General features: G+C 30.1%; 25 protein-coding genes. 9 read left to right on the top strand and 16 right to left on the bottom strand.

The window, feature by feature from the left end; translation table 11 throughout:
- Positions 1 to 3 precede the first annotated feature (3 nt).
- Together ABWP78_RS05325 and ABWP78_RS05320 are read left to right on the top strand one after the other, a co-directional pair.
- Positions 4 to 1,065: an AbiH family protein gene (locus tag ABWP78_RS05325; protein ID WP_353169741.1), complete on the top strand. Its 1,062-nt coding sequence runs from the start codon at positions 4 to 6 to the stop codon at positions 1,063 to 1,065.
- 579 nt (positions 1,066 to 1,644) lie between these two features.
- Positions 1,645 to 1,956 carry an SdpI family protein gene (locus tag ABWP78_RS05320; RefSeq protein ID WP_353169740.1) on the top strand — a complete coding sequence of 104 codons (312 nt, stop codon included), beginning with the start codon at positions 1,645 to 1,647 and terminating at the stop codon, positions 1,954 to 1,956.
- Positions 1,957 to 2,009: 53 nt separating this feature from the next.
- Here ABWP78_RS05320 and ABWP78_RS05315 read toward each other — a convergent pair whose 3' ends face one another.
- Positions 2,010 to 2,570: a DUF6642 family protein gene (locus tag ABWP78_RS05315; RefSeq protein WP_353169739.1), complete on the bottom strand. Its 561-nt coding sequence runs from the start codon at positions 2,568 to 2,570 to the stop codon at positions 2,010 to 2,012.
- Positions 2,571 to 2,591: 21 nt separating this feature from the next.
- Positions 2,592 to 3,152 carry a spermidine synthase gene (locus tag ABWP78_RS05310; RefSeq protein WP_353169738.1) on the bottom strand — a complete coding sequence of 187 codons (561 nt, stop codon included), beginning with the start codon at positions 3,150 to 3,152 and terminating at the stop codon, positions 2,592 to 2,594.
- 159 nt (positions 3,153 to 3,311) lie between these two features.
- Between ABWP78_RS05310 and ABWP78_RS05305 the strand changes: the two genes are divergently transcribed.
- On the top strand, positions 3,312 to 3,863 hold the full coding sequence (locus ABWP78_RS05305; RefSeq protein ID WP_353169737.1) for a 1-acyl-sn-glycerol-3-phosphate acyltransferase: 552 nt from the start codon (positions 3,312 to 3,314) through the stop codon (positions 3,861 to 3,863).
- Here the strand turns inward: ABWP78_RS05305 and ABWP78_RS05300 are convergent.
- Positions 3,860 to 4,309 carry a helix-turn-helix domain-containing protein gene (locus tag ABWP78_RS05300; protein ID WP_353169736.1) on the bottom strand — a complete coding sequence of 150 codons (450 nt, stop codon included), beginning with the start codon at positions 4,307 to 4,309 and terminating at the stop codon, positions 3,860 to 3,862. The two genes, ABWP78_RS05305 and ABWP78_RS05300, sit on opposite strands and share 4 nt — an antisense overlap.
- A gap of 273 nt (positions 4,310 to 4,582) precedes the next feature.
- Between ABWP78_RS05300 and ABWP78_RS05295 the strand changes: the two genes are divergently transcribed.
- Both ABWP78_RS05295 and ABWP78_RS05290 read left to right on the top strand, forming a co-directional pair.
- Entirely contained in the window at positions 4,583 to 5,695 is a 1,113-nt protein-coding gene (locus tag ABWP78_RS05295; RefSeq protein ID WP_353169735.1) for a M14 family zinc carboxypeptidase, read from the top strand.
- 27 nt (positions 5,696 to 5,722) lie between these two features.
- Complete coding sequence (locus tag ABWP78_RS05290) at positions 5,723 to 6,202, top strand: Lrp/AsnC family transcriptional regulator (protein WP_353169734.1); 480 nt, start codon at positions 5,723 to 5,725, stop codon at positions 6,200 to 6,202.
- A 69-nt stretch (positions 6,203 to 6,271) separates the two neighbouring features.
- Here the strand turns inward: ABWP78_RS05290 and ABWP78_RS05285 are convergent, their stop codons facing one another.
- The 4 genes from ABWP78_RS05285 to aroB all read right to left on the bottom strand — a co-directional run bounded on the left by ABWP78_RS05285 (position 6,272) and on the right by aroB (position 10,305).
- Complete coding sequence (locus ABWP78_RS05285; RefSeq protein ID WP_353169733.1) at positions 6,272 to 6,655, bottom strand: DNA primase; 384 nt, start codon at positions 6,653 to 6,655, stop codon at positions 6,272 to 6,274.
- An 86-nt stretch (positions 6,656 to 6,741) separates the two neighbouring features.
- Positions 6,742 to 7,716, bottom strand: coding sequence for a deoxyhypusine synthase family protein (locus tag ABWP78_RS05280; protein ID WP_353169732.1), 975 nt, complete (start codon positions 7,714 to 7,716; stop codon positions 6,742 to 6,744).
- Between the two features lie 5 nt (positions 7,717 to 7,721).
- Positions 7,722 to 9,137, bottom strand: coding sequence for a type III PLP-dependent enzyme domain-containing protein (locus tag ABWP78_RS05275; RefSeq protein WP_353169731.1), 1,416 nt, complete (start codon positions 9,135 to 9,137; stop codon positions 7,722 to 7,724).
- A 97-nt stretch (positions 9,138 to 9,234) separates the two neighbouring features.
- Complete coding sequence (gene aroB, locus ABWP78_RS05270; protein WP_353169730.1) at positions 9,235 to 10,305, bottom strand: 3-dehydroquinate synthase; 1,071 nt, start codon at positions 10,303 to 10,305, stop codon at positions 9,235 to 9,237.
- A 98-nt stretch (positions 10,306 to 10,403) separates the two neighbouring features.
- Between aroB and ABWP78_RS05265 the strand changes: the two genes are divergently transcribed.
- Positions 10,404 to 11,573 carry a proline dehydrogenase family protein gene (locus ABWP78_RS05265; RefSeq protein ID WP_353169777.1) on the top strand — a complete coding sequence of 390 codons (1,170 nt, stop codon included), beginning with the start codon at positions 10,404 to 10,406 and terminating at the stop codon, positions 11,571 to 11,573.
- A gap of 65 nt (positions 11,574 to 11,638) precedes the next feature.
- The gene (locus ABWP78_RS05260) at positions 11,639 to 13,273 is read left to right on the top strand and encodes a T9SS type A sorting domain-containing protein (protein ID WP_353169729.1); all 1,635 of its coding nucleotides are present in this window, start codon (positions 11,639 to 11,641) and stop codon (positions 13,271 to 13,273) included.
- A 74-nt stretch (positions 13,274 to 13,347) separates the two neighbouring features.
- Here ABWP78_RS05260 and ABWP78_RS05255 read toward each other — a convergent pair whose 3' ends face one another.
- From ABWP78_RS05255 to ABWP78_RS05240, 4 genes are read right to left on the bottom strand one after another with little or no spacing between them, the layout of a single operon-like run.
- A complete protein-coding gene (locus ABWP78_RS05255) occupies positions 13,348 to 13,761 on the bottom strand; it encodes a thiol-disulfide oxidoreductase DCC family protein (RefSeq protein ID WP_353169776.1) in 414 nt (137 codons plus the stop codon).
- A gap of 5 nt (positions 13,762 to 13,766) precedes the next feature.
- Positions 13,767 to 14,162, bottom strand: a complete 396-nt coding sequence (locus ABWP78_RS05250) for a glyoxalase (protein ID WP_353169728.1) — start codon at positions 14,160 to 14,162, stop codon at positions 13,767 to 13,769.
- Between the two features lie 23 nt (positions 14,163 to 14,185).
- On the bottom strand, positions 14,186 to 15,445 hold the full coding sequence (locus ABWP78_RS05245; RefSeq protein WP_353169727.1) for a mechanosensitive ion channel family protein: 1,260 nt from the start codon (positions 15,443 to 15,445) through the stop codon (positions 14,186 to 14,188).
- Positions 15,446 to 15,485: 40 nt separating this feature from the next.
- The gene (locus ABWP78_RS05240; RefSeq protein ID WP_353169726.1) at positions 15,486 to 15,773 is read right to left on the bottom strand and encodes a DUF3817 domain-containing protein; all 288 of its coding nucleotides are present in this window, start codon (positions 15,771 to 15,773) and stop codon (positions 15,486 to 15,488) included.
- 187 nt (positions 15,774 to 15,960) lie between these two features.
- Here ABWP78_RS05240 and ABWP78_RS05235 point away from each other — a divergent pair, with 187 nt between their 5' ends.
- Both ABWP78_RS05235 and ABWP78_RS05230 read left to right on the top strand, forming a co-directional pair.
- Entirely contained in the window at positions 15,961 to 17,874 is a 1,914-nt protein-coding gene (locus ABWP78_RS05235) for a DUF294 nucleotidyltransferase-like domain-containing protein (protein WP_353169725.1), read from the top strand.
- 5 nt (positions 17,875 to 17,879) lie between these two features.
- Positions 17,880 to 18,467, top strand: coding sequence for a 3'-5' exonuclease (locus ABWP78_RS05230; protein WP_353169724.1), 588 nt, complete (start codon positions 17,880 to 17,882; stop codon positions 18,465 to 18,467).
- Positions 18,468 to 18,540: 73 nt separating this feature from the next.
- Here ABWP78_RS05230 and acs read toward each other — a convergent pair whose 3' ends face one another.
- From acs to ABWP78_RS05205, 5 genes are all read right to left on the bottom strand, one after another.
- Positions 18,541 to 20,448: an acetate--CoA ligase gene (acs, locus tag ABWP78_RS05225; RefSeq protein ID WP_353169723.1), complete on the bottom strand. Its 1,908-nt coding sequence runs from the start codon at positions 20,446 to 20,448 to the stop codon at positions 18,541 to 18,543.
- A gap of 103 nt (positions 20,449 to 20,551) precedes the next feature.
- Positions 20,552 to 22,450, bottom strand: coding sequence for a propionyl-CoA synthetase (locus ABWP78_RS05220; protein ID WP_502905463.1), 1,899 nt, complete (start codon positions 22,448 to 22,450; stop codon positions 20,552 to 20,554).
- Positions 22,451 to 22,595: 145 nt separating this feature from the next.
- Positions 22,596 to 22,958, bottom strand: a complete 363-nt coding sequence (locus ABWP78_RS05215) for a response regulator transcription factor (RefSeq protein WP_353169722.1) — start codon at positions 22,956 to 22,958, stop codon at positions 22,596 to 22,598.
- Position 22,959: 1 nt separating this feature from the next.
- The gene (locus ABWP78_RS05210) at positions 22,960 to 25,656 is read right to left on the bottom strand and encodes an ATP-binding protein (protein ID WP_353169721.1); all 2,697 of its coding nucleotides are present in this window, start codon (positions 25,654 to 25,656) and stop codon (positions 22,960 to 22,962) included.
- The gene (locus ABWP78_RS05205) at positions 25,649 to 25,843 is read right to left on the bottom strand and encodes a hypothetical protein (RefSeq protein WP_291242862.1); all 195 of its coding nucleotides are present in this window, start codon (positions 25,841 to 25,843) and stop codon (positions 25,649 to 25,651) included. The genes ABWP78_RS05210 and ABWP78_RS05205 overlap by 8 nt, the downstream gene beginning before the upstream one ends.
- Positions 25,844 to 25,851: the final 8 nt, after the last annotated feature.

Here is a 25,851-nt window from a genome sequence, read left to right as displayed (position 1 = left end):
TTTATGAATAGATTAGTGTTAATAGGTAATGGTTTTGATTTATCGCATAAATTAAAAACAAGCTACAATGATTTCTTATTTTATTATTTAAAAAAAATTTTAAATGATTTTTTTAGTAATCTGTTTTATGAAGGCAAATTAATAGAATTACATTCAAAATCAAGTATTAATGGATTTCCAAAAATGGAAACGCTTGATGATTTAATAATTGTTTTAAATATATTAAAGTCTAAACGCGACAGCAATATATCAATCAAATATAAAAGTCAATTTTTTCAAGAAATTATCGAATCATATCAACACAAAAAATGGGTAGATTTAGAGAATCATTACTTTTCATATTTATTAAGAATGTCAAATGCTTCCTCTAATTTGATAGATGATCTTTCTAAATTAAATCAAGAGTTTGAATATTTAAAAACAGAATTAGAGAACTATTTAAGGGAAGTTGTTATTTCAGATAACCCGATACAGAATCCTGCAAAATTTGATTTTTTATTAGAGGATATCCCAGTTGATCAACTTATTGATTCTAATCCTGATTATCCTACTTGTATTGAGAATATTCATGTATTAAACTTTAATTATACACCAACATTTAATGTTTATGCAGAACATCTTAATCTTAAAAAGAATACAAGTATTAATTTCATTCATGGAGAATTAAATAATCCCGATAATCCAATCATATTTGGTTTTGGCGATGAGCATAATGACGAATATAAAAAATTTGAAAACAAGAAAGAAAATCAATTATTTGAACATATTAAATCTTTTAAATATTTAAGGACATCAAATTATCAAGATTTAATTCGTTTTATCGACGGAAATGAATTTCAAGTTTGTATAATGGGTCATTCTTGTGGGTTGTCAGATAGAACAATGTTAAAAGAAATTTTTGAACATATAAATTGCAAATCAATTTTAATCTATTACCATAAATGGGGTCCAGATACTCACGAAAATGATTATGTTAATAAAACTTATGAAATTTCACGACATTTTGCAGATAAAGGTATGATGAGAAAAAAAGTTGTTTCTTTTGAAAAATCAGAAGCTTTGTAAAACCCCGCTCGTGTGCGAATCCTTTCGCGTTCGATTAGTAGATAACTTAGAATTATCACCCACTTTGAAAAGTCTGCTGATTTTGCGAAGCTGGTTTATATTGAATGTCAAAACGAAGTTAATATTTTTGCAACATGTAAACAAATTTGTTTACATTTGTGCTATGAAAACCTATATAGAAAAATTTAAAGGAATACATCCTGGAATTATTTTGAAACGTGAATTAAAAAAACGTGAACTCCCGATGGCTCGGATATGTCTCGTAACGGATAGCGCGGATTTGCAATCCGTGCCCACAAAGTGAAAAGAAAAACAGAAACTACAATAAAAGTGGTGTACTTTTTTTATATTTGAATGTAAATTTATACGTCAATGTCAACAAAATATAAAGCCCGCCCAGCTGCCACGCGAATCCCTTCGCGTGATTACGGCTTAAAAACCTGACAGGTTTTTGAAACCTGTCAGGTTTAAATACGAAAGCCTTTCGTGTGCTAACCAGATACAATAACAAGGCAAACGAGAACTATAACAAAGAGTAGGTGAAATATAAATTATAACAAATAATTTTAAAAAACAATTATGAATTTCATTTATCTAACACTTTTATTACTTGGGGTTTTTATGAAGTTTTTTACACCAAAGCAACCCAATTATTATTTTGGTTACCAACTAGGTAGTGCTAAAAAAAGTACGGAACATTGGATAATGGCGAATAAATATGCGTCAAATTATATGATTTTTTTATTTTCGTTTTTAGTTATAGTGTCCTTTTTATTTGATTATTTTAGTTATGAAAATGAGTTTTTGTTGCTTTTCTTCCTTATTCTTGGATATGTAACTATCTACTTTAGAATTGAGAAAATTTTAAAAGAAAAAATTGGCGAAAAATAAGAGATGCTGAAACGAGTTCAGCAAGACAAAAAACCCAGAGGGACAAGAACAGTTTAATAATACAACCTAAAATCTAATACTTTACAAAGGGCATAGTTTTTTTCAAAAAGGGTTTCAACTACTTCGTCTATATTTTCGTTATCTTGAAACAATTTAAAAAATTCTAAATCTAAGTTGTAGCTTTTTAAATTGGTGTATTTTGCACCATAACCAGAAATGGCTTTTGCACCCGTTACATCTAAGAAAAACTGAGCTTCATCGTTAGTTAATTCAAGCGTTTTGGTATTGGCAAAATGGATGATTTTTCCTTTCATTTTTCCTTCAAAAAGTTCAGCAATTTCATCTAAACTATAATAGTAATCGTATATGCAAATGGTATTGTCTTCGCCTTGCATTACCAAATAAATAATTTCATAATTCGTGAAATTATGGTCGTCGTAGAGTAGTGCCGACAAACTTTCTTCGACACCTTCAATTGTATCGCAAGCTTTATAAATAGAGGCTATTTCGTAATTCAGAGCCAAGCGTTCTAATTGGTGCTGAATATCGGTAACAGTAACCTTTTCGATATCAGAAACAGCTTCCAAACAAAAAATAAATTGGTTATCAAGCATCTTTTAATTCGTTTTATTGCTTTATAAACTTTTAATTATAATAACATCATTATATTTTTCAATGTTCTTTAACACTTTTGTTTCGTACAAATTCGAATCAAAATGCGACAGATAGGCTTCTGTTTTTGAAAGATTACTTTTATTTAAATGCATCGTATTAAATAAGATATACCCGTTTTTATTAAGTAATTGTTTACAATTAGTAATAAAGCTTTCTTGAAATAAAAACTCAGGCATTTCAGTATCTTTAAAAATATCAATAATTAGTAAATCGTATTGGTTTTTATCTGTTTGAACAAATTGTTCAGCATCTTGAATAAGACATTTAAAATTGCTAATTTTATCTAAACCGAAATACGAATTGGCAATATGTATAATTTCTGAATCCAATTCTACGCCTGTGATATTTTTTGAAAACGAAAAATCAGTAACTAACGTTTGCACGACACTTCCGCCTGCCACACCCAGAATTAATACCGATTCCATTCTACTAATTTCAGCTGCACCAATATCTAAAAGTCCTTTTTTTAATATTGACTGCAAACTTCCGAAAGAATAATTCGTGTTTTTAGTATTTAACAATGTTTTCCCGTTATATAAAGTCACTTCAATAGTCTTGCTAATGGCAGAGTATTTGCTGTAAATTGTGATAGGATAGAGGTAACTCAGTAATTTTTTAAACATCATCATATAAATTACGTAAATATACTTTATTTTTGCTTTTTCTCAAAATGTAAAAGAATGAAACATTCTCTATATAGACTACTGTTTTTTAAAATAATGGGCTGGAAAGTCAAGGGTAATTTTGATGCCTCAATTAAAAAATGTGTATTAATTGTAGCACCTCACACCAGTTGGTTTGATTTTTTTATTGGTGTTTTTTTTAGAGGAACGTATCCTATAGAAATTAATTTTTTAGCCAAACAAGAATTGTTTCGTTTTCCGTTGGGTGCTTATTTAAAATGGATGGGAGGCATTCCTTTAAATAGGGACAAAAACGAAAATAAGGTAGATTCCATAGCTAAAATATTTGATGCAAAAGAAGTAATGCGCTTATCGTTATCTCCAGAAGGTACCAGAAAAAAGGTAACACAATGGAAATCTGGTTATTATTATATTGCTCAAAAAGCAAATGTGCCAATAATTCCTATTGCGTTTGATTATGAAAACAAACAAGTAATTGTTTTTGATGCTTTCACAATAACTAACGATTTTGAGAAAGATTCTGCTTACTTAGAGTCTTTGTATACAACCATAAAAGGTAAAGTACCTGCTTTTAGTTATACCCGTTAAGGCGTGTAATTCTTAAACGTACCATCGTTATAAAATACTACAATTCGTTCTATTTTTGAATCCGAATGTATCGGTTTGACTTCGGTTTCAATTTTTGGTGTATTTGATTTTTTTTCAGGAAGAGTTTCAAATATGGAAGTTTTTTGAGAAAACAAATCGATTTCTTGTTCTGTTTTTTCTTCAGACGAAACAGTTAATTTTTCGTTAGTACCCATTTCTCCTTTTGGAAAACTTCCTTTTCCATTTAGTAACCACAATAATTCTACTTCAGGAAAATTTTCAATTACTTTTAATATAAAATCTAAACTCGGTTTGTTTCTCCCAGAAAGTAGGTGAGAGATACTTGATCGTTGTACATTAATTTTATCTGCAAAAAGAGAGGCCGTTAAACCATAATATTCAAAAATGGTTTCTAATCGTTTTACGAAGTGGTCTGTATTTATCATCCGAATTAAAATTAAAATATTGTTTACAAATGTAACAAATTATTATTAAAACACAGTGAAATACCGTTTATTTTAGCATAAATAATCATTAAATATACAAATATATAGTTTATTTAACACTATTTAAGTAACAGAAATTAAGCAATTTAGTATCTAATATAAAAATATGTTTACACTTGTAAAATTTAACCTGAAAAAAACCGCATATTTCAGTTTCATTTGGTGGTTTTTATTGTTTACAAATGTAAAACGAAATATATTTACATTTGTAATATGAAAGATAATTTACAAATAGCCTCCACATATCTGTACGAATCGATTCAAGGAAGATACGTAACAGCTACTCATTTAGATTCTTTTTTAGAAACCTTACCTTCTGTATTTAAAATTTCAAGCGTTGGGTTTTCCGTAAAACAGCAGCCTATAAAAGCGATTCAATTTGGAGAAGGAAAGGTTAAGATTTTGATTTGGTCGCAAATGCACGGTAATGAAAGTACAACAACAAAAGGTCTGATAGATTATTTAAACTTTTTACATCATAACGAAAATGAGTTTGAAAGCCTTTCAAAATTTGTTACCTTTTATATTATACCGATATTAAATCCAGACGGCGCAGCAGCTTATACAAGAGAAAACGCCAATGGCGTAGATTTAAACAGAGATGCTTTTGATTGCACGCAACCAGAAAGTAAGGTATTGCGAACAGTTTTAGAAACTTTTACTCCTGATTATTGTTTTAATCTACACGACCAACGCACTATATTTGGATTAGTAGAGAGTCAGAAACCTGCAACGATGTCGTTTCTAACAGCATCCTATAACGAAGATCGTACATTTAATTCGGTTCGAAAAGAAGCTGCCGCAGTAATTGTTGGTATTAACAATGAATTACAGAAATATATTCCCAATCAAGTAGGACGATTTGATGATTCTTTTAATATCAATTGTACCGGAGATTATTTTACAAATAGGGGATATCCTACTATTTTATTTGAAGCAGGACATTATGTAAATGATTATAATCGAGACGAAGTTAGAAAATTTGTTTTCATCGCTTTAAAAGCTGCAATTTCATTTATTAACGAAAACGATATAGTTAGCAACGATTTGGGGAATTATTTGAATATTTATCAAAATAATAAATGTTTTTATGATTTTATTTTCAAAAATGTGAGAATAAATGATAATAATGTAGAAAAAAATATTAAATTTGCAATTCAATATAAGGAAGTTTTAACAGAAGGAAATATTGCATTTATTCCTGAAATTATTCAGATTGAAAATTTAGACACTTTTTTCGCACATCAAACCATTGATTTTGAAAATAAATTGTATGAATATGAAAATCGAAACTTTCCTAAAATTGGCGACATTATAAAAGTTTAAGATATAAAAGATAAAAACAGTTTGATTATGAGTAAGTTTAGATTAGATGAAGTAGATCACCAGATTTTAGATATGTTAATTGACAACACTAGAATCCCATTTACAGATATTGCTAAAAAATTATTAATATCTGCAGGTACGGTTCATGTTAGAGTAAAAAAGATGGAAGATGCGGGTATTATTAAAGGCTCTTCATTAACGTTAGATTATGAAAAATTGGGCTATTCATTTATAGCTTATGTTGGTATATTTTTAAATAGTACTTCGCAAACAAAATTTGTTTTAGAGCGTATTAACGAAATTCCATTTGTAACTGTAGCTTCGGTAACTACTGGAAAATTTAATATTTTCTGTAAAATTAGAGCAAAAGATACTGCTCATGCAAAAGATATTATCTTCCAAATCGATGACATTGATGGAGTTTACAGAACCGAAACCATGATTTCTTTAGAAGAAAGCATTAACGATAAAAAACGATTGATGCACACGATTTTTAAAGAATTGTAATCGTATAAATTCAAATAAAAATCCCGTTCTGATAAAATCAGAACGGGATTTTTTTATGCTTGTTTTTTTTTAATCTTCGTAATCATCTTCTTCAGAATTTGTTTTAATTTTATTTCCATCGGCATCTTCTTCATCATCTAATTCAATTTTTTCTTCCTCTTCCTCTTCATCCTCCTCCTCAATATCTAAATCTTTAATTGCATCTATACTTACTTCAGGTGTAATAAAGTCTTCCTCTTCATCATAATTTTCAATTCTGTCGGCCAATTTCATACTTACTTTTACTAAGTAAATAGTATCTTCTGTTTTTACTTCAACTGCCTCAATTGCCTCATTTTTAGCATTTTTGAAACGAATAATATCCGAATCATCATATCCATCAGGAAATTTTTCAACTAATAAGTTTAAAATCTCGTTTGTTAATTTTGCGTACTCTACAATTACTCTCTTCATTTCTTGTTTGCCTTAATCAATTTTAATTGTCAAATTTAGTATTCTAATTTTAAAATTTAAATTTTTTTAAAACTTTTTTTTTCTTATTACCAACCTAAGATGTAAGCAAAGATTAGAGGTGTCACTATAGTTGCGTCTGATTCTACGATAAATTTAGGTGTATCAATATCTAATTTACCCCAAGTAATTTTTTCATTCGGAACGGCTCCAGAATATGATCCATAACTTGTAGTTGAATCTGAAATCTGACAGAAATAACTCCAAAATGGTATGTCATGCATTTCCATATCTTGGTATAGCATAGGCACTACACAAATTGGGAAATCTCCTGCAATTCCACCACCAACTTGGAAAAATCCAATTCCTTTACCTGTACAATTTTTTGGATACCAATCTGCCAACCACATCATGTATTCGATACCGCTTTTAGTAGTTGATGCTTTAAATTCCCCTTTGATGCAGTAAGATGCGAAAATGTTACCCATAGTACTATCTTCCCAACCTGGAACAACAATAGGTAAGTTCTTTTCTGCAGCGGCAACCATCCAAGAATCTTTAGGATCAATTTCGTAATATTGCTCTAAAACCCCTGAATTAATAATTTGGTACATGAATTCGTGCGGAAAATATCTTTCGTTGTTTTTATCTGCTTTATTCCAAATGTCAAATAAATGTTGTTGTAAACGACGAAATGCTTCTTCTTCAGGAATACAGGTGTCTGTAACTCTATTGAAATGATTGTCTAACAGCTCTCTTTCTTCTTCTGGAGATAAATCTCTATAATTTGGTACTCTTTTGTATGAATTGTGCGCCACTAAATTCATAATATCTTCTTCTAAATTGGCACCTGTACAAGAGATAATATGAATTTTATCTTGACGAATCATCTCTGCTAATGATTTTCCTAACTCAGCTGTACTCATAGCACCTGCTAACGTCACCATCATTTTTCCGTTATCTAATAAATGGGTTTCATATCCTTTTGCAGCATCTACTAGAGCAGCCGCGTTAAAATGTAAATAATGTTTTTCTACAAACTGACTAATTGGTCCTTTACTCATGGGGTTTATTTATTATCGTTTTTGTTTTTGTTGTATCCTAAAATTTCTAAAACTTGTTCGGCATTTTGTTGTTCAGAAAAAACTTCGGTTGCAAAAATTCCGTTTTTGTCTTTATCAATTAATATGTGTTTGGGTTGTGGTAAAATACAATGACTTAAACCGCCATAACCGCCAATACTTTCTTGATATGCACCTGTATTGAAAAAGCCAATATATAATGGTTTTTCTTTATTATACTTTGGTAAATATACGGCATTCATGTGTTGTTCTGAATTGTAATAATCGTCCCCATCACAAGTTAAACCACCTAAAAGTACCCTTTCATAAATGTCATTCCAACGATTTACCGCTAGCATTACATAACGTTTGTTAATTGCCCAAGTATCTGGTAAAGTAGTAATAAATGAGGAATCAATCATGTTCCAATTTTCTCTATCATTTTGTTTTTTTTGATATAAAACTTGGTACAACACACCACCAGCTTCACCAACTGTAAATGAACCAAATTCTGTAAAAATATGTGGCACATCAACTTCTGCATCATCACATGCGATTTTTATTTGGTTTAATATTTCATCTACCATGTATTGATAATCATATTCAAAAGCTAATGAATTTTTGATAGGGAAACCACCACCAATATTTAAACTATCCAAAGAAGGACATTCTTTTTTTAAGGCAATGTAAACTTTTAAACATTTTACTAATTCGTTCCAGTAATATGCCGTATCATTAATACCTGCATTAATAAAAAAGTGAAGCATTTTAAGTTCTACTTTTTTGTTATCTGCAATTTGTTTTCTGTAAAATGGTAAAATATCTTTATAACCAATCCCTAAACGAGAGGTGTAAAATTCGAATTTTGGTTCTTCCTCGGCAGCAATTCTAATTCCGATTTTAAATTTACCATCAATTTGTTCTTGAAGTAAATCTAATTCTTCAAAATTATCAATAACAGGAATGGTGTTTTTATGCCCATTATTAACTAAACGAGCAATGTTAGTTACATATTGATCACGTTTAAAACCATTACAAACGATAAAAGAATTTTTATTGATTTTACCTTGTTCCATAAGGTTTTCTACAATATTTATATCAAAAGCGGAAGACGTTTCAATATGAATATTGTTTTTTAGAGCTTCATTTAAAATAAATTCAAAATGAGAACTTTTAGTACAATAGCAATAAAAATATTTCGCTTCATATCCATGCTTTTCCATAGCATTTCTAAACCACATTTTGGCTCTATTAATGTTTTGAGAAATTTTCGGTAAATAGGTAAATTTCAATGGCGTACCATATTGTTCTACTAATTTCATCAAATCAATACCGTGAAATTGCAAATTATCTTTGTTCAAAGTAAATTCTTCCTGTGGAAAATAGAAAGTTTGATTGATAAGGTCGGAATATTTTGTATTCATTTGACTATTACTAATTTAATTAATTGAAATACGTGCCATTTTTGTTGAGCAAAAGTAAAAATAATATTACTAAAAAAAGAAGTAAATGTAAAAAAAATTAATTCTTCAAATAATCTTCAAACGCCAATAAAATCAATGATTCATCAACTTTTTGATTGATTTTACTTTCTCCAATTTTATTTAATAAAGTAAATTGAACATTTCCAAACTCATTTTTTTTGTCGAAAACTAACAAATTCATAATATTTTGGATGTCAGATTCATCAAATGATATTTTTTCAAATACATCTGTAATTATATATTTTATTTCAGCAAAATCTTCTTTAAAAATTAAATTTAATTGATACGATATATAACTTTCTAATATCATTCCAATAGCAATAGCTTCGCCATGAAGCAATTGTTTTTTCTCTTCGGATTCTAAGAAATAACTTTCAATAGCGTGCCCTAAAGTATGTCCGAAATTTAATGCTTTTCTAATACCGTTTTCTTTTAAATCTTGAGAAACGATTTCGTTTTTTATTTCAATTGATTGTTTTATTAAAACATCTAAATCATCTGTATTTAAGTCGTTTAAGTTTTTTAATTTATCCCAATATGCTTTATCATAAATTAACCCGTGTTTTAGCATTTCAGCCAATCCAGAACGCATTTGATTTGTTGGCAAAGTTTCTAAAAATTTAGAAATTACAATAACCGATTTTGGTTCGTTAATTACCCCAATTTGATTTTTTAAGCTGCCTAAATCCACACCCGTTTTTCCGCCAACAGAAGCATCAACCATAGCTAAAAGAGTAGTAGGGATATTAATGAAATCAATACCTCTTTTATATGTACTTGCTACAAAACCGCCAATATCTGTAATAACGCCGCCGCCTAAATTAATCATAATGCTTTTTCTATCTGCATCTAATTCAATTAAAGTATGCCATAAATCAATACACGTGTATATGTTTTTATGTTCTTCACCAGCTTCAATTTCAATAATTTCTATTTCTATTTCTGTTGGCAAATTGGATAAAAAATGAGGTAAACAATATTCATTTGTATTTTCGTCTACTAAGACAAAAATTTTAGAATAGGTTTCTGTTTTTAGCAGATTTTCTAAATACACAAAACTTGCTTCATTAAAATAAATAGTGTAATTATCAGATTGAATAGGTATCATTGTACAGTTTATAAATTTTTCACAAAATAAATTAAAAAATATGAGAAATCATTCGTTCAATAAGTATATTTGCATTCCTTAATATGAATTCAATAATAATGGATAAAATATTTAACAATACAGAAAAAGCATTTTCGCTTAAATCTAACTCTGAATTAAACAGAGCACACTTTTTATTTCAAATGATTGGGAAACCGGCATTAGTAAAAATAGGCACTTCCTTAACTAATTTTGCTTTACAATTTCATTTACCGGTTGAAGGCATCATAAGAAAAACCGTATTTGATCATTTTTGTGGTGGTGTTAGCGAACAAGATTGTTTGCAAGTGGTGGCAAAAATGTATATTAAAGGCGTTTCTTCTGTATTAGATTATTCCGTAGAAGGTAAAGAAGAAGAGGGTCAGTTTGACGCTTGTTTAAAAATGACATTAAAAACAATTGATTTTGCGAAAGAAAACAAAGCAATCCCTTTTGCTGTTTTTAAACCAACCGGATTAGGAAGAATTAATTTGTATGAAAAAGTAGGAAAAAAAGCAACATTAAGCACTGCAGAACAAGATGAATGGAATAGAGTAGTGGCACGATTTGAAAAAATTTGTGAGTACGCCTTTGATAGTGACGTTCAAATATTAGTTGATGCCGAGGAAACTTGGATGCAAGATGCTGCGGATGATTTAGTTGAAAAAATGATGGAGCAATTCAACACCGAAAAAGCGTTAATTTTTAATACCTTACAATTATATAGATGGGATAGAGTACCTTATTTAAAAGCACTTCATCAAAGAGCAAAAGAAAAAGGATATCATATTGGTATGAAACTAGTTCGTGGTGCTTATATGGAAAAAGAAGCCAAACGTGCAGATGAAAAAGGATTTAAAAACCCAATTTGCGAAAGCAAACAAGCTACAGATTATAATTTTAACGAAGGTTTGAATTACATGCTGGATAATCTTACTGAAATGGCAATTTTTGCTGGCACGCATAATGAAGAAAGTTCCTATTTATTAATGAATTTGATGCAGGAAAAAGGCATTTCAAATGACGATTCTCGCATTTGGTTTAGTCAATTATATGGTATGAGTGATAATATAAGTTATAATTTAGCCGACAACAAATATAACGTTGCTAAATACTTACCTTTTGGACCTGTAAGAGACGTGATGCCTTATTTAATAAGACGTGCACAAGAAAACACATCGGTTGCTGGACAAACGGGAAGGGAACTTACTTTGATAATTTCGGAAAGAAATAGAAGAAAGTTGAAATAAAAAGTTAAAAATTTTCTTTTTTACAAAAGAATTTATAAATTTGATTGAATTTAAAAATATATTTTATGAAAAAATCTTTACTTATTTTGTTATTTATTGTTAGTGCTTTTGGATATGCACAGCAATATATTTCTGTTTTACCATCATCGGGTTCAACTTCAGGAAACGCAAGAGCTCCTCAAGGTACCCAACGATACATTAGAACTTGTTATGTGATTTCTCCAGCAGAAATTACAGCTAGTGGGTTGCCAAATTCTAGTGTCTTAAATGCTATTAGTTTTGAATACTCAACAGCACAAAATGCCGCTACAACAGGAACGTTAAAAGTTTATTTGCAAAATACAACAGATGTAACTTATTTAAAAACTTCCACCACTTGGACAGATGTAATAACTGGGATGACTCTTGCACACAACGCATCTTCTACAATTCCTGCTGCTACTGGATTTTGGGATATTCCTTTTTCTGGAGGTTCATCATTTACATACACTGGAGGTGGTATGTATGTAGCTTTTGAATACGAAAATATTAGTGGGACTGTTGCAACGGCTGGAAATGTTGCACTCTGTAATACTGCAATTGCAGGTTCTTTAAGAAATGCATTTTCTGCAACAGCAATGCCTACTGTGTTGGGCGCAACTGCTTCTGCTTTTAGACCTTCTACAAGATTTGCATTTCCTGCGACATGTATTTCACCTTCAAATGTTTTGGTAAATACAATTACATCAACTTCAGCAAATATTGCATTTACTGCTCCAGCAACTGCTCCAGCAAATGGTTATGAATATTTTTTAACTACTAGTACAACCGCTCCAACTGCATCAACTACTGCTACTGCAACTACTACTGCAACTACAATTTCACTAACCTCACTAATTAACACATCTACCTATTACGTATGGATACGTTCTGTTTGTTCGCCAACAGATAAGAGTATATGGGTACAAGCACCTGTTATTATAACCAATGCAGTTGCTCCTTACACCTATGGATTTGAAGATGCATCACAACCAGGTTGGAGATTACTTAATGCCGGAACAGGTGGAAGTTGGGGTATTGGAAACGGAGCTGGATTAGCAGCAACTGGAACTAATTATGCCGCTTACACATTTAACGCAACAAATGCTGGAAATGCTTGGTTATTTTCAAGAGACATTGAATTAACTGGTGGAACTCAATACTTAATAACTTTTAAAGTAAGAGCTAGAGATGATACAGGTGTAACTTATCCAGAAAGTATGAAGGCAACTATTGGAAATGGTATTACTGTAGTAGCGCAATCTAATACTTTATGGGATTCTGGGGCGGATGGTGTAAACTACATAACTTACACCCAACAATCTAGCAATTTTACTCCTACAACTACTGGTGTTTATAATTTAGGTTTCAATTGTTATTCTTCAGCTAATCAATTCCAATTATTACTGGATGATGTTTCAGTTACAGCGGTATTATCTAACGAAAAGTTTGATTCAAATTCTATATCAATTTATCCAAATCCAACATCTAATGTATTAAACATTTCAAGTACAAATAATATTGAAATCAACAACATTTCTATAACGGATCTTAATGGTAGAACTATTAAAAATGTGAATGCTACTAATTCAATAAACGTTTCGGATTTGAATGCAGGTGTTTATTTTATTACAATAGAAACTACTGAAGGAAAATCAACTAAGAAATTTATTAAGGAATAATTATCTTTTATTCTATAATTTAAAAACGACCAGTGAAAACTGGTCGTTTTTTTTATTTGAAAACAATTAAAAATTTACACTATAAATTTGCTATTAATATCTTCAGATGGCAGCAAACAATTCTCATTTTTCCCATACCATTTGTATCTGTTTTTTGCGATGTAATCATAAATAAGATTCTTAATACTTGTAGGAATAAAATTAAAAAGTAACAACAATTTTACTGATGAAGATAAGTGTTTAATAATTCTAAAAACCGCTTCTGATTTAATAAAATAAGCATAACCTGGTTCATAAAGTATAATAGTGTCTAGAGCGGGATCAATACCTAAATAGGTGATTATTTTTTTTCCTGTTTCGCTTTGAATGGACACAAATCTGAAACTATCGTTTTTGTCATTTTTTATGATAAAATTTACTTTATCATTACAAAAATTACAAACACCATCAAAAAGTATGATTTTTTTATCTTTAGGTAAATCAGGTATATTCATTACTCGTTAGTAAGTAATTGTATTTGACTTCTATATCTTTCAATTAATAATGTCATCATTCGTTTGTTTAAACTAGACGAATTTTGAATATAAATTGAGTATTCTTCCACTGTGAATAATCCGATTATAATACCTTTTAATGCATTTCTGAATTTTATATCTTTTTGAATTACATTTTCAATATATTTTTCTTTTTTATCTGGAGAAAGTGGGAAAAAAAATCCTTTTTGTTTTACGGCATAATTAATAAAGACTTGCAAAAGCAAATCGTTTTGAAATTTTAAAATAGGCCGTAAAGTAGCATTCTGAAACGCTTCTTCAGATAATGTGTCTAAAAAATCAACACCTAATTTTTCGGATTTAATTGCAGATAAAAGCTCATTTCTAGATGTCATAATACTTGTTTTTAAATTACTTATTAATCTATATCTAATAAATTTAATTTTTCAGCTTTAACATGTTGTACTTCAAATAATTCTAAATCAAAATAAGGAACAGAAGCGATGATATGGTCAAAAATATCAGCCATAATATATTCGTAATTTTCCCATTTTTTATCTTTACTAAAGCAATAAATTTCTAAAGGAATACCTTTTTCAGTGGGCTGTAAATGCCTGACCAACAAGTGCATATCTTTATTAATTCCAGGATGTGTTTCAATGTATTTTTGAATGTATTTTCGAAACAAACCTAAGTTTGTCATATTTCTGCCATTTACATATAATGATTTATCAATATTGTTTGCGATATTAAACTTATCAATATCCAATTTTCTTTTATCAATATAACTCGTAACAAACTGAATACGTTTAAACGATTCTAATTCTTCATTCGTAACAAACCGAACCGTGGCACCTTTAATTAAAATGTGACGTTTAATTCTTCTACCGTCAGAATTAATCATGCCTCGCCAATTTCTGAAACTGTCTGAAATTAAACTATAGGTTGGAATAGTGGAGGTAGTATTGTCAAAATTTCTGACTTTAACCGTGGCTAAATTAATTTCTTCAACTTCGCCATCAGCGCCAAATTTGTCAACAGTAATCCAATCGCCAATGCGAACCATATCGTTAACTGTAACTTGAATACTGGCGACAAAACCTAAAACGGTATCTCTAAAAACTAAAATTATTAAAGCAGAAATTGATCCAAAAGCAGTTAATAACGAACTCTTTTTAGTATCGAAAAGCAATAATATAATAGATAATAAGGCGTAAATCCACAATACAATCATAATGACTTGAATGTAGCTATCTATGGGTTTATCGTTATATTTTGGTAGAGTTTTTAAATAATCTTTTAACGAATTAAAGACACTTCGGACAATGTAAAGCGATAAAATAATAATAAAAATTTTTACGCTTTTTCCAAATAAATTTTCCCAATACACAAAATCGTCTAAAACAATTGGTATTTTTATACTAATAAAATATAGCGGTACTAAATGTGCAATATATTTGGCTGTTTTATTAGCTACTAAAAAATCATCGAATGTTGATTTTGTGTAAGTTGCTACAATAGCCAAACCAATGATTAATACTTTTTTAGCTAAATAATCAATAGCGTATGCCAATATCATTAATACTAATAAATTGACAAACAAATTTCCGTATAAGGTAAAATCTGAATCGAAATCAAGCTTTTTTAATAAGGGTTCTAATAGGTCAAAAACTTTCATGAATGAAAAAAATTATTTTTTATTTTGGAATACGCCATTTTTAAGCGTTTTGGTTTAAATATTTTCTATCTACCCAAAATGTCCCAAACGGTATCAATGAAGCTAATATAATAACACTAAAATCTTTTAATTTCCAGTTTTTTTCATCTTTTAATAAAAATGCTAGTATTATGTATAAAATAAATAAAATACCATGAAGCATTCCGAATGGTTTCAGAATTAATTTATACGTATCAAAATAATTTGGTTTTAGAACCAACATATTAAAAATTAAAACTAAATAAGAAATTCCTTCAAGTAGTGCTATTTTTTTAAACCAGTTTAACATAGATCTATATTTTATATTTTATATTTTACAAAATTAAATAATGTTTAGCAATAAATACACTATTTAAGATAATTTTACATAATATTAATGAATTATAATATACATTATGTAAAATAGAATAATTTGAATTAGGTATATAATTATAGAATAATTTGTTTAAATTTGGAATGTATTTACTACTCCTATCATGAAGAATACTTTTGCAGAAAATATTGTAGATTTTTTAAAACTTTACGAGCCTTTTAAAACAGTAGCTTACGCCGACTTATATGATATTGCCTCACAAAGTGAAATTATTTATTTAGAAAAATCGAAACGATTATTTAAAATTAATGACGAATTACATCAGAATTTTTATATTGTACATTCTGGAATTATTCATTTAACAAAAATAATTGATGCACAAGAAACTTTAATTTCTAAATGTTATGTGGGTTCCATTTTTGGATTGCGTCCGTTTTTTGCGAAGAATAATTATTCCTTAAATTCAATTGCTAACGAAGATGCTGTAGTTTACGCTATTCCTATTGTTTTATTTAAACCTCTTTTAGCAAAATATTCTACTGTAATGGATTACTTTTTGGAGAGTTTCTCTGAGCAAACCAAATCAACTGGAGAAAATTACCAAAATTTAAAGGCCATTTCTGAAGCAAGTTCTGAAACAGAGTTGACTGATTTTTCATATTTTCAGGAATTAGATTATGATAAAAATCCGCTTGTTGTTCCAAACCACACAAGTATTTCTACAGTAGCAAAAAAGATGATTGACTCTAATAAATCATATGCTATTGTTACAAATAACGCACGAATTACGGGTTTAATAACAGATGCCGATTTTAGAAAAAAAATAGCTTTTGGAAATATAAATTTAGATGCCGATTGCACTACTCTGATGCAACAAAACGTATCTATTGTAGAAGAAACTATATCAGTAGCCGAAGCACAATTATTACTTTTGAAAAATGAAACCAATTATCTGTGTGTTACCGAAGATGGTACAGAAAACACCCGTATAAAAGGTATCATTTCGGAGCGAGATATTATAAAATCGCAATCAAACAATCCAGGAGTTTTACTTGATGAAATTAGAAATTCTAAAAATTTTGAGGAACTAAAATACGTACACTCTAAGTACTTATTTGTAATACAGAATTCGTTTACCAAAAACATCCCTATTTTCCATATAAACAATACTGTCGGTGGGGTTTTACATGCTATTATTCAACAATGCATAAAATTGTCTATTGAGAAAATGGGCTCACCTCCTGCTCGTTTTGTTTGGCTATCATTGGGAAGTCAGGCACGAAAAGAACAACTGGTTTTAAGTGATCAAGACAATTTAATTGTTTTCGAAGATGTGGCTGCTGAAAAACACCGTGATGTGAAATTTTACTTTGTGCAATTGGCAAAATTAGTCATTTCAAATATGGAAGTTTTAGGTTATACACCTTGTCCTAATGAACATTTAGCAAGTAATATTAAATGGTGTAAATCGTTATCTGATTTTACAGCAATTTATACCAATTGTATAAAATCGCCAGGAGAAAACATGTCGGATTTTAATGGTATTTTCTTTGATTTTGAATATATTTACGGTGAAACGAAAATTAAAGATTCTTTAGAAATAGCCATACATCAAAGTTTAGCCAATAATACTTTGTTTTTTGACTATATTGGTAATCAATTACTTAAACTTCCTCCTGCTTTGACTTTTTTCAAAAAATTTGCTATTGAAGAAAACGGAAAACACAAAGAATTATTTGATTTAAAAGAAAAAGGGTTACAATTTTATATTGATGCAGCGCGAATTTTTGCTTTAAGTAATAACTTAAAAGGTATTAATAATACCTATTTGCGTTTTAAGCAAATGGCCATAATTGACACTAAAAATGCTGAAAAATACTTGGATTTTGCTGAAAATTATATAAAATTGCAAGAATTAAGGGCTCAAGAAGGAATCATTAATGATAATAACGGTGCTTTTTTAGATCCAAAAAAACTGTCTAAAATTGATAAAGAGGAAATGAAAAAAGCCTTGTTAGAAATTGAAGATGTTACAGATTTAATTAAATCAAAATATAAATTAACCCAATTTTCATAAAGCATATGTTATCAAAATTATTTCATAAAGAATATCCTGAATATTGGAAAAAATATACTGAATCTTTTAAAAGTCCAGCTACTAAATACGTTGTTATTAGTATGGAAACTTCTGGTTTAGATACAGAAAAAGATGTGATTATGTCTATCGCAGCTACATCTATTGTTGAAAATAGAATTATATTGAAAGACTCTTTTGAAATTTATATTAAACACACTACTCCATTAGATATTAGTTTAGATAACGAATTTATTACGGTGAGTAAAGTAGAAAAAGTTTCTGAAGAAGTGGCGATTGAAACCTTAATTGAATATCTTGGAAATTCAATATTTATTGGGCACCGTATAGATTTTGATATTGAAATGCTAAACCAAATGTTAAGTCGACTTAAATTAGAAAAACTTAAAAATGAGGCGTACGACATTGAAGCCATGTTTAATAAATTATCAGACACCAATGATAAAAAATATGCAATGGAAGAAATGAGTAAATTTCTAAATATTTCTATAAGTGAAAGAAATTCTGTGGCAGATGACGCCTATTCGATAGCTATTTTATTTTTGAAATTGAAAAGTAAATTAGGGATAAAATAAAAAGAAATCCTACCTATTTAAATACAAAAAGAGGCACTACATAGTGCCTCTTTTATTTTATAAAATTGAAGAATTATAACTTTTCGTTTTTAATTTCTTCAACAATTTCAGGGTTTAACAACGTAGAAATATCTCCAAAATTAGAAAAATCACCTTCAGCAATTTTTCTTAAAATACGTCTCATAATTTTTCCGGAACGTGTTTTTGGTAAACCAGAGACAAACTGAATTTTATCTAATTTAGCAATCGGTCCCACTTGGTCAGAAATTAATTGATTGATTTCTTTTCTTAAATTATCTTGATTTCTGGTTTCTCCTGTTTCTTTCAAAATTACAAAACCATATAACGCATTTCCTTTAATGTCGTGAGGAAAACCTACAATAGCACTTTCTGCAACTGCTGGATGCTCATTAATAGAATCTTCAATTGGAGCTGTTCCTAAATTATGTCCAGAAACAATAATCACATCATCTACTCTACCCGTAATTCGGTAATATCCTACTTCATCTCGTAAAGCACCGTCTCCAGTGAAATATTTACCTGGAAATGCCGTGAAATAAGTTTCTTTATAACGTTGGTGATCACCCCAAATGGTTCTTGCCATTGACGGCCAAGGAAATTTAATACATAAATTACCCGTAACTTGATTTCCTTCAATTTCGTTTCGTAATTCGTCCATTAAAACCAGTTGAATTCCTGGTAATGGTAAAGAGGCATATGTTGGTTTTGTTGGTGTTACGAAAGGAATTGGCGATATCATAATTCCACCCGTTTCGGTTTGCCACCAAGTATCTACTAATGGGCAACGCTTCCCTCCTACGTGGTCGTTATACCAATGCCAAGCCTCTTCGTTAATAGGTTCTCCAACAGATCCAATAACTTTTAAAGAACGTAATGGAAATTTTTGAACATAATCTAAATTTTCTTTGGCTAAAGCACGTATAGCAGTGGGTGCTGTATAAAACTGATTGACTTGATGTTTTTCAATTACTTCCCAAAAACGACTAAAATCAGGATAAGAAGGTATACCTTCGAAAAGTACTGTAGTTGCTCCATTTAATAACGGACCGTATAATATATACGAATGCCCTGTTATCCATCCAATATCAGCGGTACACCAAAACACATCATTTTCTTCATAATTAAAAACATTTTTAAATGTATAAGCTGTATATACCATATAGCCAGCGGTGGTATGTAACATTCCTTTTGGTTTTCCAGTAGAACCTGAAGTATATAAAATAAACAACGGATCTTCGGCATCCATAATTTCAGCTACATTATTTCCTAAAGCAGCATCTAAAAGTGGTTGTAACCAAATGTCACGACCTTCTTTCATGTTTACAGAAGTGTGTGTTCTTTTTGCTACTAAAACAATTTCTACACACGGACATTTTTCCAATGCTTCATCTACAATTCCTTTTAAATCAACCGATTTATTACCTCTAAATCCACCATCAGAAGTAATTACCATTTTACATTCTGAATCATTAATTCTTGCCGCTACAGCAGAAGCTGAAAATCCTGCAAATACTACCGAGTGAATGGCTCCAATTCGTGCACAAGCTAAAACAGCTACAGCCAATTCTGGAATCATTGGTAAGTAAATACAAACTCTATCGCCTTTTTTTATGCCTTGTTCACGTAATACATTGGCCATTTTAGAAACGCGCTCATACAATTCTTTATATGAAATATGTAATGCGGCTTCTTTTGGATCGTTTGGTTCAAAAATAATGGCTGTTTTATCGCCACGTTTGGCTAAATGTCTGTCGATACAGTTTTTAGTAATGTTGACTTTTGCATTTAAAAACCATTTGAAATTGGCTTCTTGCATATCTACTTCAAAAACTTTATCCCATTTTTGATACCAAGTAAAGTTTTCATCAGCAATACGATCCCAAAATTTTCTTGGTTCGCGTACAGATTTTTTGTACATTTTAAAATAATTTTCTAAATCAGTAATTTTATAATAACTCATTATTCGTTTGGTTTTTTTGTTTCGTAATGTAAATATAATAAATCTATTCCTTCGGAAAAGAAATAATTTGCTAAATAAGTATAGCTAACTTTCGTTCGATAAACTATTGTCTAAATGAACCTATTTTTGCATTTTTACATTCGGTTCTAACTTCGTCAATAATAGCTTCATCATCAATAGTAGATGGAATTTGAAAATCAGTACCATCCGCAATACTTCGTAATAATTTACGTAAAATTTTACCCGATCTGGTTTTTGGAAGGCGAGGTACAATTACAACATCTCGCAAAGAAGCTACAGCACCAATTTGCTCTCGAACCAACTGAACGACTTCGTGTTGCAGTTGAAAATGCTCAATACTTTCACCAGATTTATTTACAACTAATGCCAATGGAACTTGTCCTTTTAATTCGTCATTTATACCAATAACAGCACACTCTGCAACCGAGTGATGTGAAGAAACAATTTCTTCCATCTCAGCTGTAGATAAGCGATGACCTGCTACATTAATTACATCATCTACCCTACCTGTAATAAATATATAACCGTCTTTATCTTTAAAACCGCCATCTCCAGAAAAATAATAACCTGGAAATTTTTCTAAATATCCTTCTTTAAATCGGGCATTTTCATTCCATAAATCCATCATCGTTCCTGGAGGCAATGGTAATTTTATGACTACATATCCTTCTTCGTTTGCAGACAATTCTTCGCCTTCTTCGTTAAAGATTTGAATATTATAACCCGTAACGGCTTTTCCTGCCGAACCTGGTTTTATATGTAAAAACTCTACTCCCATCATATTGGCAATCATTGGCCAACCAGATTCTGTTTGCCACCAATGGTCAATTGCGGGTACAGGAATATGTGCTTGATACCATTCTAAAGTAGCCACATCACAGCGTTCACCTGCTAAAAACTGGGTTTTTAAACTTGATAAATCGTATTTTTTAATGAAGTCTCCATTTGGGTCTTCTTTTTTGATGGCTCTAATTGCAGTTGGCGCTGTAAACATCACATTTACTTTATGTTCTTCAATTACACGCCAAAAAGTACTTGCATCTGGAGTACGAATAGGTTTTCCTTCAAAAATAATTGTTGTATTTCTATTTAATAAGGGTCCGTAAACAATATAACTATGTCCTACTACCCAACCCACATCGGAAGCTGCCCAAAACACTTCATCTGGTTTAGCACCATAAATATGTTCCATTGAATATTTAATTGAAGTAGCGTAACCTCCTGTATCTCTGACGATTCCTTTTGGCTTTCCTGTTGTTCCAGACGTATATAAAATATATAACGGATGTGTCGCTTCTACTGGAACACAAGGCACTTCTTCTGAACCATAAACTAAAGCATCATAATCGACATCGTATTTTTTAAACGGTATTCTTGCGCCTAATTTTCTGTTTAAAATAATTACTTTTTTTGGCTTATGCGAAGCTAACGCAATGGCTTCATCTACTAAAGGTTTGTAGGCGATTAATCGGTCTATTTCTATTCCAGAAGACGCTGTAATTATAATTTTTGGTTTGCAATCATCTATTCGAATTGCCAATTCGTGTGGCGCGAAACCACCAAAAACTACGGAATGAATTACTCCTATTCGAGCACAAGCCAACATTGCGAAGGCAGCCTGAGGAATCATTGGCATATAAATTACAGCTGTGTTCCCTTTTTTTAAGCCTAAAGACAACATTCCACCTGCTAATTTAGCCACTTCAGCTTTTACTTCATTATATGTATACTTTTTAACAGTTTGTGTTACTGGCGAATCATAAATTATAGCTACATTATCTCCAAATCCATCTTCAATGTGTTTGTCTAATGCTAAATAACAAGCGTTTAATTCTCCATCTGCAAACCAAAGAGGATACTCATTTTGATCTTTAGACAAAATAGTAGTTGGTTTTTTAAACCATTTTATTGCATTTGCTTGTTCTGACCAAAATTTCTCTGGAGATTGAATACTTTGTTCATATAATTCTTGATATGTCATTATTTCTGTTAATTTGTTCTGTTTTATTAAAGTAAAAATACTAAATTAAAACACACCAAATGAAATAATATTGCTAAATAAGTATATATTTTATTGCAAAAAAAAAGGTAAAAACAACTTTCGCCTTTATACATTATTTAAAAAATTATTGAATTAATTCAAGTACTTGTTCCACTACTTTTTTAATAGAAAAGGGCTTTGTTAAATACGCATCGGCACCTAATGCCATACCTTTCTCAATATCGCTTGCTTTATTTTTTGCAGATAAAAAGATGACTTTAGTATGGGATAAATTGCTGTCTTTTCTAATATGTTCTAAGGTAGCATAACCATCTACAAGTGGCATCATAACATCTAAAATGATGACATCTGGAAAATTAGATTTTACAATTTCTAATGCCTCTATTCCATCTCGAGCAATAAAAACTTCAAAATCATTTTTCTTAAAAGTATATTCTAATGACATTACAATATTCGGTTCGTCATCTACAATTAATATTTTTTTCATTCTATATATTTTCTATAGTATTATTTATAGATAAAGTAAAAACTATATTTGCGCCATTTGCGCTTGGTTCTGCCCATATTTTACCTTTATGATATTCCATAATTTGTTTACAAATCGCCAATCCTAAACCACTTCCAACAGGTTTTTTTATGTTTTGATTGGTAGATTGATAAAATTTATCAAAAATAGCATCAAAATCATTCGGTTGTATCCCTTTTCCGTTGTCTTGAACGAAAGTATGAATAAAATTATTCTTTTCCTTAATTTGAATCGTAATTAAGCCATTTGTTTCTGGACAAAATTTAATGGCATTGGATACTAAATTGGTAATTACTTGCACGATTCTGTCTTCGTCATAAAAAGCAGTAACTACTTGTTTGCTTTCAATATGAATTGCAATGTGTTTATTTTTAATGAGTTGCTGTAATGATTCTATAGATTTTTCAATCGTTTTTACTAAATTGTTCTGTGTAGGATGAATAATTTGCTTTCCAGTTTCAAATTTTTCTAAATCAAGAATTTTATCAATTAATCGGTTCAATCTATCGGATTCAGAAATAATATTTTGTAAAAACTGCTTTTTTAATTCATCTGGGATTTCGTTATCATCATGTAAAATTTCGCTTGCGGCTCTAATAGCGGTAATTGGCGTTCTTAATTCGTGCGTTACCGTATCCAAAAATTCATCTTTCTGTAGGTCTTTGCTAATTAATGAGGCATTTGCATCTTGAAGTTTAGCCGTAATAATTTTAAGTTCATTAGAGGTTTCAGTCAGTTTTTTGTTGACAATGATATTTTCTTTCGATTCTTCTAAAATTTTTAATACTTCAGGAAGCGATATTTTTTCTTCTTTTACTACGCTGGATATTAAAATTCTGGCAGAAGCCGTTCCAATATGACCTGTTAGTAAATTCTCTGAAAACTTAATTAAACGTGCATCTGCTAATTCTACATCTTGGTCTACGTTGTATTTGACATTAAAAATATTCATGGCTCGTTTGGTACGTTCTTCACCTAAAAATCGAACCAAAACTTTTTCGATATCATTACGATAAGCCGTTCCTTTCCAAATAAATGCATTTTCATGATTGGAACTGTATTTATTTATATCTACAAACATTTCGGCATAATTGCGTTCGCGATAATTTCCTTTAAAGCTGACAGATACAGCAAAATAAGTCACCCAATTAAACAATAAACTCCAAAATAAAGCATGCGGAATCGGATCTAAATAATCCAAACCAAATAATTGAAACGGTTTTAGAAGTTCTACATTTAAAAAACCATCTGTAATAAAAGTACTTCCACTATTTGAAGCACCAATGCTATACGGAATTAATAACGTAAATACACAAATAATAAATCCAATTAAAATTCCGTAAATAGCGCCTAATCTGGAACCTCTTCTCCAAAACAAAGCACCAAAAAATGCAGGAGCCAATTGTGAAATGATTACAAATGCGACCAAACCAATGGAAACCAAATTATAGTTTAAACCAAAATACCTATAAATAAAATACGAAAGTATAATTAGTAAAAAAATACTAATTCTTCTACTATTCAAAATACTTTTACTACTAATGGTTTCGGCATTTTTTAACTTTCCAAGTAAACTATACGGAATTAAAATATTGTTAGTTACCATTGTTGATAATCCGATAGACGAAACAACAATCATTGAAATAGCAGCAGAAAATCCGCCAAGGAATACCAAAACAGTCAATATTTTATTATCAAACAATTGAGGAATTAACAAGGAATAGGTATCGGAGTTTACTTCTTGTCCATCAAATAAAATATTACCACCCCATGCAATTGGATATACAAAAATATTAAATAGTAATAAATACAAAGGAAATAACCAAACAGCAGTATTTACGTGACCTTCGCGATTGTTTTCTACTACAGAAACATGAAATTGTCGCGGCAATAAAAAGATGGCAAACATAGATAGTAGGCAAAGTAAAAACCAATTAATGGCTTGAGGCAATCCTCCAATGGTATTTTTCGCTTGAAAATCTTTTAAAAGACTGGCTTTTTGATAAATGTCATCAAAACCATCAAAAACAAAAAACGTAACATACACACCAATAATTACAAAAAATACTAATTTCAGTATGCTTTCCATTGCAACAGCGGTTACAATTCCTTTTCTTTTTACCGAAGCATCTGCGTAACGCGTTCCGTAATAAGAAGCGAATAAAGCCAATGCAATAGCCACATAAGTAGTGATATCATCAAAAATAAAAGAATTTACGGGTGTGTTTGAAACCACATGAAAGGTTTCTGTGATGGCTTTTAACTGCAAAGAAATATAAGGAATGATACCGGTTAAACATATTACAGTTACAATAGCCCCTAAGAAACGACTATTTCCATATCGTAATGAAATAAAATCGGCAATACTTGCAATTTTATTTACACGGGAAATTCGAATAATTTTTTTAAGAATTAAAATCCAAGATGGCGCAATAATAATGGGTCCTAAGTAAATTGGCAAAAAACTCAATCCATAATCAGCCGCTACTCCAACGCTACCATAATACGTCCAGGCAGTACAATAGACTGCTAAAGACAAAGAATAAACATACGGATTGTTTGTCCATTTGCTATCATTGTTTTTTTCTGCCCAATGTGCGATATAAAACAAAATGGCCAAATAAAGGGATAATATTATAAGTAAAAAAATACTATTCATTGTAACGAATCATTATAACTAATGAAATTAATATAGAAAGCAGCCAAGTAGAAAAAATAAAAATATAACTACTTGGAAATCCAAATATACTTTTAGAAGAATCAAACAATAAAATAATTGGCATATTGAGACAAATGAGTAATACCATCGAAACAATTACTAATTTTTGTTGGTGTCTTTTTTTCATGTATTGGC

It is taken from the genome of Flavobacterium sp., assembly GCF_040402955.1.
Classification (GTDB): domain Bacteria; phylum Bacteroidota; class Bacteroidia; order Flavobacteriales; family Flavobacteriaceae; genus Flavobacterium.
The sequence above is the reverse complement of the archived record's forward strand: the minus strand, read 5'-3'. Positions and strand labels throughout refer to the sequence as shown.

Bases quoted from the DNA above. Each gene is read 5' to 3' on its own strand.
- ABWP78_RS05325 (WP_353169741.1), top strand. From the start codon at position 4: ATGAATAGATTAGTGTTAATAGGTAATGGTTTTGATTTATCGCATAAA.
- ABWP78_RS05320 (WP_353169740.1), top strand. From the start codon at position 1,645: ATGAATTTCATTTATCTAACACTTTTATTACTTGGGGTTTTTATGAAG.
- ABWP78_RS05315 (WP_353169739.1), bottom strand. From the start codon at position 2,570: ATGCTTGATAACCAATTTATTTTTTGTTTGGAAGCTGTTTCTGATATC.
- ABWP78_RS05305 (WP_353169737.1), top strand. From the start codon at position 3,312: ATGAAACATTCTCTATATAGACTACTGTTTTTTAAAATAATGGGCTGG.
- ABWP78_RS05300 (WP_353169736.1), bottom strand. From the start codon at position 4,309: ATGATAAATACAGACCACTTCGTAAAACGATTAGAAACCATTTTTGAA.
- ABWP78_RS05295 (WP_353169735.1), top strand. From the start codon at position 4,583: ATGAAAGATAATTTACAAATAGCCTCCACATATCTGTACGAATCGATT.
- ABWP78_RS05290 (WP_353169734.1), top strand. From the start codon at position 5,723: ATGAGTAAGTTTAGATTAGATGAAGTAGATCACCAGATTTTAGATATG.
- ABWP78_RS05285 (WP_353169733.1), bottom strand. From the start codon at position 6,655: ATGAAGAGAGTAATTGTAGAGTACGCAAAATTAACAAACGAGATTTTA.
- ABWP78_RS05280 (WP_353169732.1), bottom strand. From the start codon at position 7,716: ATGAGTAAAGGACCAATTAGTCAGTTTGTAGAAAAACATTATTTACAT.
- ABWP78_RS05275 (WP_353169731.1), bottom strand. From the start codon at position 9,137: ATGAATACAAAATATTCCGACCTTATCAATCAAACTTTCTATTTTCCA.
- aroB (WP_353169730.1), bottom strand. From the start codon at position 10,305: ATGATACCTATTCAATCTGATAATTACACTATTTATTTTAATGAAGCA.
- ABWP78_RS05265 (WP_353169777.1), top strand. From the start codon at position 10,404: ATGGATAAAATATTTAACAATACAGAAAAAGCATTTTCGCTTAAATCT.
- ABWP78_RS05260 (WP_353169729.1), top strand. From the start codon at position 11,639: ATGAAAAAATCTTTACTTATTTTGTTATTTATTGTTAGTGCTTTTGGA.
- ABWP78_RS05250 (WP_353169728.1), bottom strand. From the start codon at position 14,162: ATGACATCTAGAAATGAGCTTTTATCTGCAATTAAATCCGAAAAATTA.
- ABWP78_RS05245 (WP_353169727.1), bottom strand. From the start codon at position 15,445: ATGAAAGTTTTTGACCTATTAGAACCCTTATTAAAAAAGCTTGATTTC.
- ABWP78_RS05240 (WP_353169726.1), bottom strand. From the start codon at position 15,773: ATGTTAAACTGGTTTAAAAAAATAGCACTACTTGAAGGAATTTCTTAT.
- ABWP78_RS05235 (WP_353169725.1), top strand. From the start codon at position 15,961: ATGAAGAATACTTTTGCAGAAAATATTGTAGATTTTTTAAAACTTTAC.
- ABWP78_RS05230 (WP_353169724.1), top strand. From the start codon at position 17,880: ATGTTATCAAAATTATTTCATAAAGAATATCCTGAATATTGGAAAAAA.
- acs (WP_353169723.1), bottom strand. From the start codon at position 20,448: ATGAGTTATTATAAAATTACTGATTTAGAAAATTATTTTAAAATGTAC.
- ABWP78_RS05220 (WP_502905463.1), bottom strand. From the start codon at position 22,450: ATGACATATCAAGAATTATATGAACAAAGTATTCAATCTCCAGAGAAA.
- ABWP78_RS05215 (WP_353169722.1), bottom strand. From the start codon at position 22,958: ATGAAAAAAATATTAATTGTAGATGACGAACCGAATATTGTAATGTCA.
- ABWP78_RS05210 (WP_353169721.1), bottom strand. From the start codon at position 25,656: ATGAATAGTATTTTTTTACTTATAATATTATCCCTTTATTTGGCCATT.
- ABWP78_RS05205 (WP_291242862.1), bottom strand. From the start codon at position 25,843: ATGAAAAAAAGACACCAACAAAAATTAGTAATTGTTTCGATGGTATTA.